This window comes from Pseudogracilibacillus amylolyticus (SeqCode), assembly GCF_051918545.1.
GTDB lineage: Bacteria > Bacillota > Bacilli > Bacillales > Amphibacillaceae > Pseudogracilibacillus.
In genome coordinates this window covers 1-6331 of the sequence record NZ_JBPPZG010000216.1, presented here as the reverse complement: position 1 = coordinate 6331, position 6331 = coordinate 1, and the positions used below count along the sequence as shown (strand labels likewise).

Sequence of the window (6331 nt, the reverse complement as noted above, 5' to 3'; positions counted from 1 at the left end):
AGTCGACTCCTGTGGGAATAGCACGTGTCCGAAGACCCCGCAGCGGTGTTCTTCCGCGAGGAGGCTGAGGCCGTGCCCACGGAAAGCGAACTGCCCGGAGGCGGAAATCAACAATGCTGAGACTAGGTTTATAATCATCTCTACTCAACAGTTTATGGATATTATTGCAAATAATTTTTTTGAAAACCTTGTCCTTACAAATTATATGATATGGAGGTCGAAAAGATGAAAATGAAAGCCCCACGTGGCACAGTTGACTTGTTACCAGAACAGACAAGAAAATGGCAATATATAGAAAAGGTATTACAGGATATATGTAAGTCATTTAATTATGAAGAAATTCGAACACCTGTATTTGAACATACAGAAGTGTTCCAACGTGGAGTTGGAGAAACAACAGACATCGTTCAAAAAGAGATGTATACGTTTGAAGACAGAGGTGGCCGAAGTATAACTTTACGACCAGAAGGCACCGCAGGAATTGTGAGAGCATACATTGAACACAAAATGTACGGATCACCAATTCAGCCAACAAAATTATTCTACTTTTACCAATTGTTTCGCTATGAACGTCCCCAACACGGCAGAATGAGACAACTGAATCAGTTTGGTGTAGAAGTGCTAGGTAGTGCCGATCCAAGTGTTGACGCTGAAGTTATTGCGCTGGCAATGACTGCCTATAAAAAATTAGGCCTTCGCTCCATTAAACTTATCATTAATAGTCTAGGCGATACAGAAAGTAGAAATGCGCATCGTCAGGCGCTAATCAAGCACTTTACTCCTCATATTGATGAGCTTTGTTCAGACTGTAAAAGCCGTTTAATGAAAAATCCATTACGGATCTTGGATTGTAAAACAGATCATGAACATCCATCAATGAAAAATGCACCATCTGTATTAGATTACTTGAATGATGAATCAAGAGAGTATTTTAATAAAGTAAAGGCTTATTTGGACATTATGGAAATTCCTTATGAAGTTGATCCAACGCTCGTTAGAGGGCTGGATTATTATAACCATACTGCTTTTGAAATAATGAGTGAGGCGGAAGGATTCGGCGCAATTACTACTTTGTTAGGAGGCGGCCGATATAATGGACTTGCTGAACAACTAGGCGGACCAAGTGCCCCAGGTATAGGTTTCGGAATGGGATTAGAGCGATTACTGCTAGCACTTGAGGCAGAAGGAGTTACATTACCGATTGAAAATAAATTAGATATTTTCTTTATTTCTATTGGAGAAAAAGTTCAAGAACAAACAGTACGCTTGCTTCAAGAATTAAGGCTGGCAGGACTTACAGTAGATAAAGATTATCAAGGTAGAAAAATAAAAGCTCAGTTTAAAGCTGCAGACCGCTTGAATGCAAAACATGTCGTTATTTTAGGAGAAGAAGAACTGGATAACAATGTTGTTAAAGTTAGAGAAATGGATACAGGAGAAGAAATGGAAGTGTCTATTGAGAACTTAGTAACAACGATGAAAGAAAAATGTGGAGGTAGTAAATAAATGATGGATCGACTAAAAGTAGGAACATTACGAACTGATCATGTAGGTGAAACTGTAACTTTAAAAGGTTGGGTACACCGCCGACGAGATCTTGGAGAACTAATCTTTATTGATTTACGTGATCAATCAGGGATTGTCCAGATCGTTTTTAACCCAGATTATTCTAAACAAGCTTTACAAATAGCAGAAACATTAAGAAGTGAATTCGTTATTGAGGTAAAAGGAAAAGTAATTAAGCGTGATCCGGAAACTGTTAATCCTAATTTAAAAACGGGGGAAATTGAAGTGACAGTTTCTGAAGTTTCCATTTTAAATAAGTCAAAAAACTTACCATTTTTGATTCATGAAGCACAAGATGTTTCAGAAGATTTGCGGTTAAAATATCGATATATAGATTTAAGAAGAGAAGATATGCAACGGACATTTAAGATTCGTCATCAAATAACACAATCTGTTCGTAATTTTTTAAATGACAATGAATTTTTAGAAATGGAAACACCGATATTAACAAAAAGTACCCCGGAAGGTGCACGTGATTATTTAGTTCCAAGCCGTGTACATCCTGGTGAGTTTTATGCACTGCCACAATCGCCGCAGTTATTTAAACAACTGCTTATGATGAGTGGGTTTGAGCGTTATTATCAGATTGCCCGTTGTTTTCGTGATGAAGATTTACGAGCAGATAGACAGCCTGAGTTTACACAAATCGATATAGAAACTGCTTTTCTAACGAGCGAAGATATTATTCAATTAATCGAAGAAATGATGAAGCGATTAATGAAAGATGTGTTAGATAAAGATATTACGACACCGTTTGAGCGGATAAGTTATGATGATGCTTTGGCGCGATTTGGTTCCGATAAACCTGATACAAGATTCGGCATGGAGTTAGTCCATGTTACAGATATAGTAGAAAACAGTGATTTTAAAGTATTTAGTGGGCCGGCAAAAAGTGGTGGAAAAGTTTGTTTATTAAACGTAAAAGATGCCGCAAATCAGTTTACACGAAAAGATATCGATAATGACTTAACTGAATTTGTGAAGACATATGGCGCTAAAGGGTTAGCATGGGTAAAAGTTGCCGATGGAGATATGACGGGTCCGATCGCGAAGTTTTTCTCTGAAGAAGAAAAAACACAGATTTTCGAACGTGCGAATGTTGAAGATGGAGATTTATTATTATTCGGTGCAGATAAGGCAAAGATTGTTTACGATAGCTTGGGTGCTCTCCGCTTAAAACTTGGAAAAGACTTAAACTTGATTGATGATTCATTGTTTAATTTCTTGTGGGTAGTTGATTGGCCATTGCTCGAATATGATGAGGATGCAAAACGATATGTTGCGGCACATCATCCATTTACATCTCCTGTAGCCGAAGACATTGATAAATTAAAGACAGAACCGGAAAATGTTCGAGCTAACGCCTATGATATCGTGTTAAATGGGTATGAATTAGGTGGTGGATCAATCCGGATTAATCAAACTGAGTTGCAAGATACGATGTTCGAAGTGCTTGGATTCACACAAGAGTCCGCACGTGAGCAGTTTGGTTTTTTACTCGATGCTTTAGAATATGGCGCACCTCCGCATGGTGGAGTAGCTCTCGGTTTAGACCGATTGGTTATGCTCTTAGCAAACAAAACAAATATTAGAGATACGATTCTGTTTCCAAAAACAGCATCGGCTTCTGATCTGTTAACAGATGCACCAGGAGAAGTTAGTGAAGCACAATTAGAAGAATTAAATATTAAAGTAATGAAAGAGGAAGAGTAAACTACTTGTGCAAGGTGGATCATCTTGCTGCAAGGAAAAGAGAGTGAGAAGAGCTCTTTAGCAGCTCTTCAACAACTCTGTTAAAAATAAAAATGTTCCTCTCGTTTATCAAGCAAGAACATCTAAGAACAGGGCTATTCTAATTTATTTACCGCTATAAGAAGGAACATTCTAAATTATTTTGCATTTCAAGATAATTATTTGTTGATTAAAACGCTTTCATATGATAGGATATAGTTAGTTTAAACATTAGTCCTAATATGTTCGTTGGATAAATCATTTTGACCTAACAGACGGACACAGGGAGTTTGATTGTTTCTATATGGTTATTAGCATCCTTCGAATCTGAAAAATGATTTGCTCGTGATGATAATAAGTATAGAATAGAACACCCACCTGCATTTAGCGGGATCAAAATCGATGTTGGACGGCATCATTGGGATTAATGTTGTAAATGTAAAATTAAATGTAGAGTTAAAAAATTATCTTCTCCATCGATGGAGAAGATAATTTAATTTGAAGATCCTTGGGCAAATTGTTCAAGGTTCCCGTTTTTGTCCATTTTAAAAGCAGGGGATTTCATTGAGCCTTGATCATCTAAAACAGCCATTTTTCGAGCCCGATCCATAATCTGTATAAATGTTTTATAGTCTTCTTCTACAGTGGTCAATTTTTTCTTTGTAATCGATAGCTCTCTTTCTAATGAAGCTATTTCTTCGTGTAGATCCGTATTCTCCTTTTGCAAATGCTCCGCTTTTTTCATTGATTGATTGGAAGCATAATAGTCTTGTTGGATAGATTGTAAAAAATGAATCACGTGATCTAATGTTAGTTCTGACGTTTCAGGTGGTTCCATCACTAATGAAGTTCTTGTTTCTACAGGCTTCGTATAAGTATGTTGCCGGTTTTTTTTCATGTGAGCAGCTTGGGCACGTTTTCTCTCTTTACGTTGTCTTTTTGCAAGTTCAATAGCATCAATGTATTTATTCCGTACCTCCGCATTCCAGCGAAATCCACATGCTGCAGAAGTCCGATTAAGCTCATCACCAACTTCTTCAAATGCATTTAATTGTGTACTACCTTCTCTAATATGGCGTAAAACAGTTTCAGCTAATAGCAAATCGTCCTCATGGGACCATGCGTCTTGTCTGACTTTTGCCATCTTTTTTTCATCTCCTTTTGCTAAACAGTCTTATATTATTATCTAAATCTAATAATATTGCTATTTGTAAATTAGATAGTGTCGGATTTTATCTGAATTTACATTAGTTTAAAAGCTCCACTGTAAGTAGCTTTTTATCAACTTATCTTTATTATGACCGTTCGAAAAAGGAAATATACTCATTCAATATTTTTTATTAAATAGAAAATTATATTTTAGCCTGACTGCAGGTATGTTACTTGATTGAAAGTATCTACGTCTAGCTCCACCGCTAATGCTGCAGTACAACTTCCTTCACCCCACGACACGGTAAAAAAACTTGCCGAATGGCTTAGACATGAAGCTTAGTCACAACTTAAACCCATATGGTAAAAGTCAGCATCGATTCAAAATAGGCTTTATGCCTAACTTAAGTCTCCCCCAATGAAGGGGAGTGTTTCACTAGCTCCTACAGAAGGAATGTACGATTAAGTTCGGCCCTTTATCATGTCTTCATCGATTTACCTTATGTCCTTCATTATAAACTGACTTTAACGTTTTTTTTGAATGTTTTCATAAACTGTCTTTAACGCTCGTTCAAATTTACTATTATCATTTGGCTTAAAATATTCTTTATCTTTTATCTCATTAGGTAAATATTGTTGTGAAACCCAGTTTCCATCATAGTTGTGAGGATATTTGTAATCAATACCTCTTCCTAATTTTGCTGCACCTTTATAATGGGAATCTTTAAGATGGATAGGCACCTCACCAGTTGGACGAGTTCTTATATCAGCTAAAGCTTCATCTAACGCTTTATAAGCAGTGTTTGATTTTGGTGATAAAGCTAACTCGGAAACGGCTACACTGAGTGGAATGCGTGCTTCAGGAAAACCCAATCTCTCGGCAGCCTCTACCGCAGCTACAGCTCTTGGACCTGCCTGAGGATTTGCTAGACCAATATCTTCATAGGCAATAACAATTAATCTTCTTGCAATACTATCTAAATCACCAGCTTCGATTAGTCGACCTAAATAATGTAGGGAAGCATTCACATCACTTCCTCGAATTGATTTTTGAAAAGCGGATAATACATCATAATGAGCATCTCCACCTTTATCGTGGGAAAAGCTTTTCTTTTGCATACATTCTTCTGCGATGTTTAAATCAATATGAATAATTCCATTAGTATCTTCGGGAGTGGAACTGATTGCTAATTCTAGTCCGTTTAAAACAGCACGTAAATCTCCGTTTGAACTTTTTGCAAAATGGTTTAAAGCATCATCCGTTATCGAAATATTTTCTGCCCCGTAACCATTTTCAGGATCTTTTAATGTATGTTTAATTGCAACCATCACCTGCTCAATAGTTAACGGGTGTAATTCAAATAGATGGCAACGACTACGGATAGCTGGATTGATCGAGTGGTACGGGTTACTAGTAGTACATCCAATCATTGTGATTAAATTGTCTTCTAAATGCGGTAATAAAAAATCTTGCTTTGCTTTATCTAAACGATGAACTTCATCTAGAATTAATACGATTCGTCCCGACATTTTGGCTTCTTCTACAACAATCTCCATATCTTTCTTTCTGTCGACTACGGCATTTAATTTTCTAACTGGAAGGGACAAACTTTGAGCGATCGCATATGCCATAGAAGTTTTTCCGGTTCCCGGAGGACCAAATAATATCATTGAAGCAATACTGTTGGCCTCGACCATTCTCCGGATTATTTTCCCATTTCCAACTAAGTGTTCTTGTCCGATTATTTTATCAATATGATTCGGTCTCATTCTAACTGCTAATGGTTTTTTATTCATCATAATTCGCCCTTTTATAAATAGATTAGTTTTTTCATCATCTTTGTAATTAAGCGTATGCATAAAAGCGATAAAATGCAAGAACAAC

4 protein-coding genes and 1 other RNA gene are annotated in these 6331 nt (G+C 36.9%); 3 read left to right on the top strand and 2 right to left on the bottom strand.

Annotated elements, in window-relative coordinates; translation table 11 throughout:
* Window positions 1–225: 225 nt before the first annotated feature.
* The 3 genes from hisS (at window position 226) to ssrS (ending at window position 3726) form a co-directional block, all read left to right on the top strand.
* The gene (gene hisS / locus ACPYKA_RS17600) at window positions 226–1506 is read left to right on the top strand and encodes a histidine--tRNA ligase (RefSeq protein WP_479543510.1); all 1281 of its coding nucleotides are present in this window, start codon (window positions 226–228) and stop codon (window positions 1504–1506) included.
* Window positions 1507–3279 carry an aspartate--tRNA ligase gene (aspS, locus tag ACPYKA_RS17595; RefSeq protein ID WP_479543509.1) on the top strand — a complete coding sequence of 591 codons (1773 nt, stop codon included), beginning with the start codon at window positions 1507–1509 and terminating at the stop codon, window positions 3277–3279.
* 249 nt (window positions 3280–3528) lie between these two features.
* A non-coding RNA gene (gene ssrS, locus ACPYKA_RS17590) (6S RNA) lies at window positions 3529–3726 on the top strand.
* A 64-nt stretch (window positions 3727–3790) separates the two neighbouring features.
* On the opposite strand, the gene ACPYKA_RS17585 is transcribed toward ssrS, so the two are convergent.
* Entirely contained in the window at window positions 3791–4441 is a 651-nt protein-coding gene (locus ACPYKA_RS17585; RefSeq protein ID WP_479543508.1) for an RsfA family transcriptional regulator, read from the bottom strand.
* Between the two features lie 530 nt (window positions 4442–4971).
* Complete coding sequence (locus tag ACPYKA_RS17580; protein ID WP_479543511.1) at window positions 4972–6243, bottom strand: replication-associated recombination protein A; 1272 nt, start codon at window positions 6241–6243, stop codon at window positions 4972–4974.
* Window positions 6244–6331 lie beyond the last annotated feature (88 nt).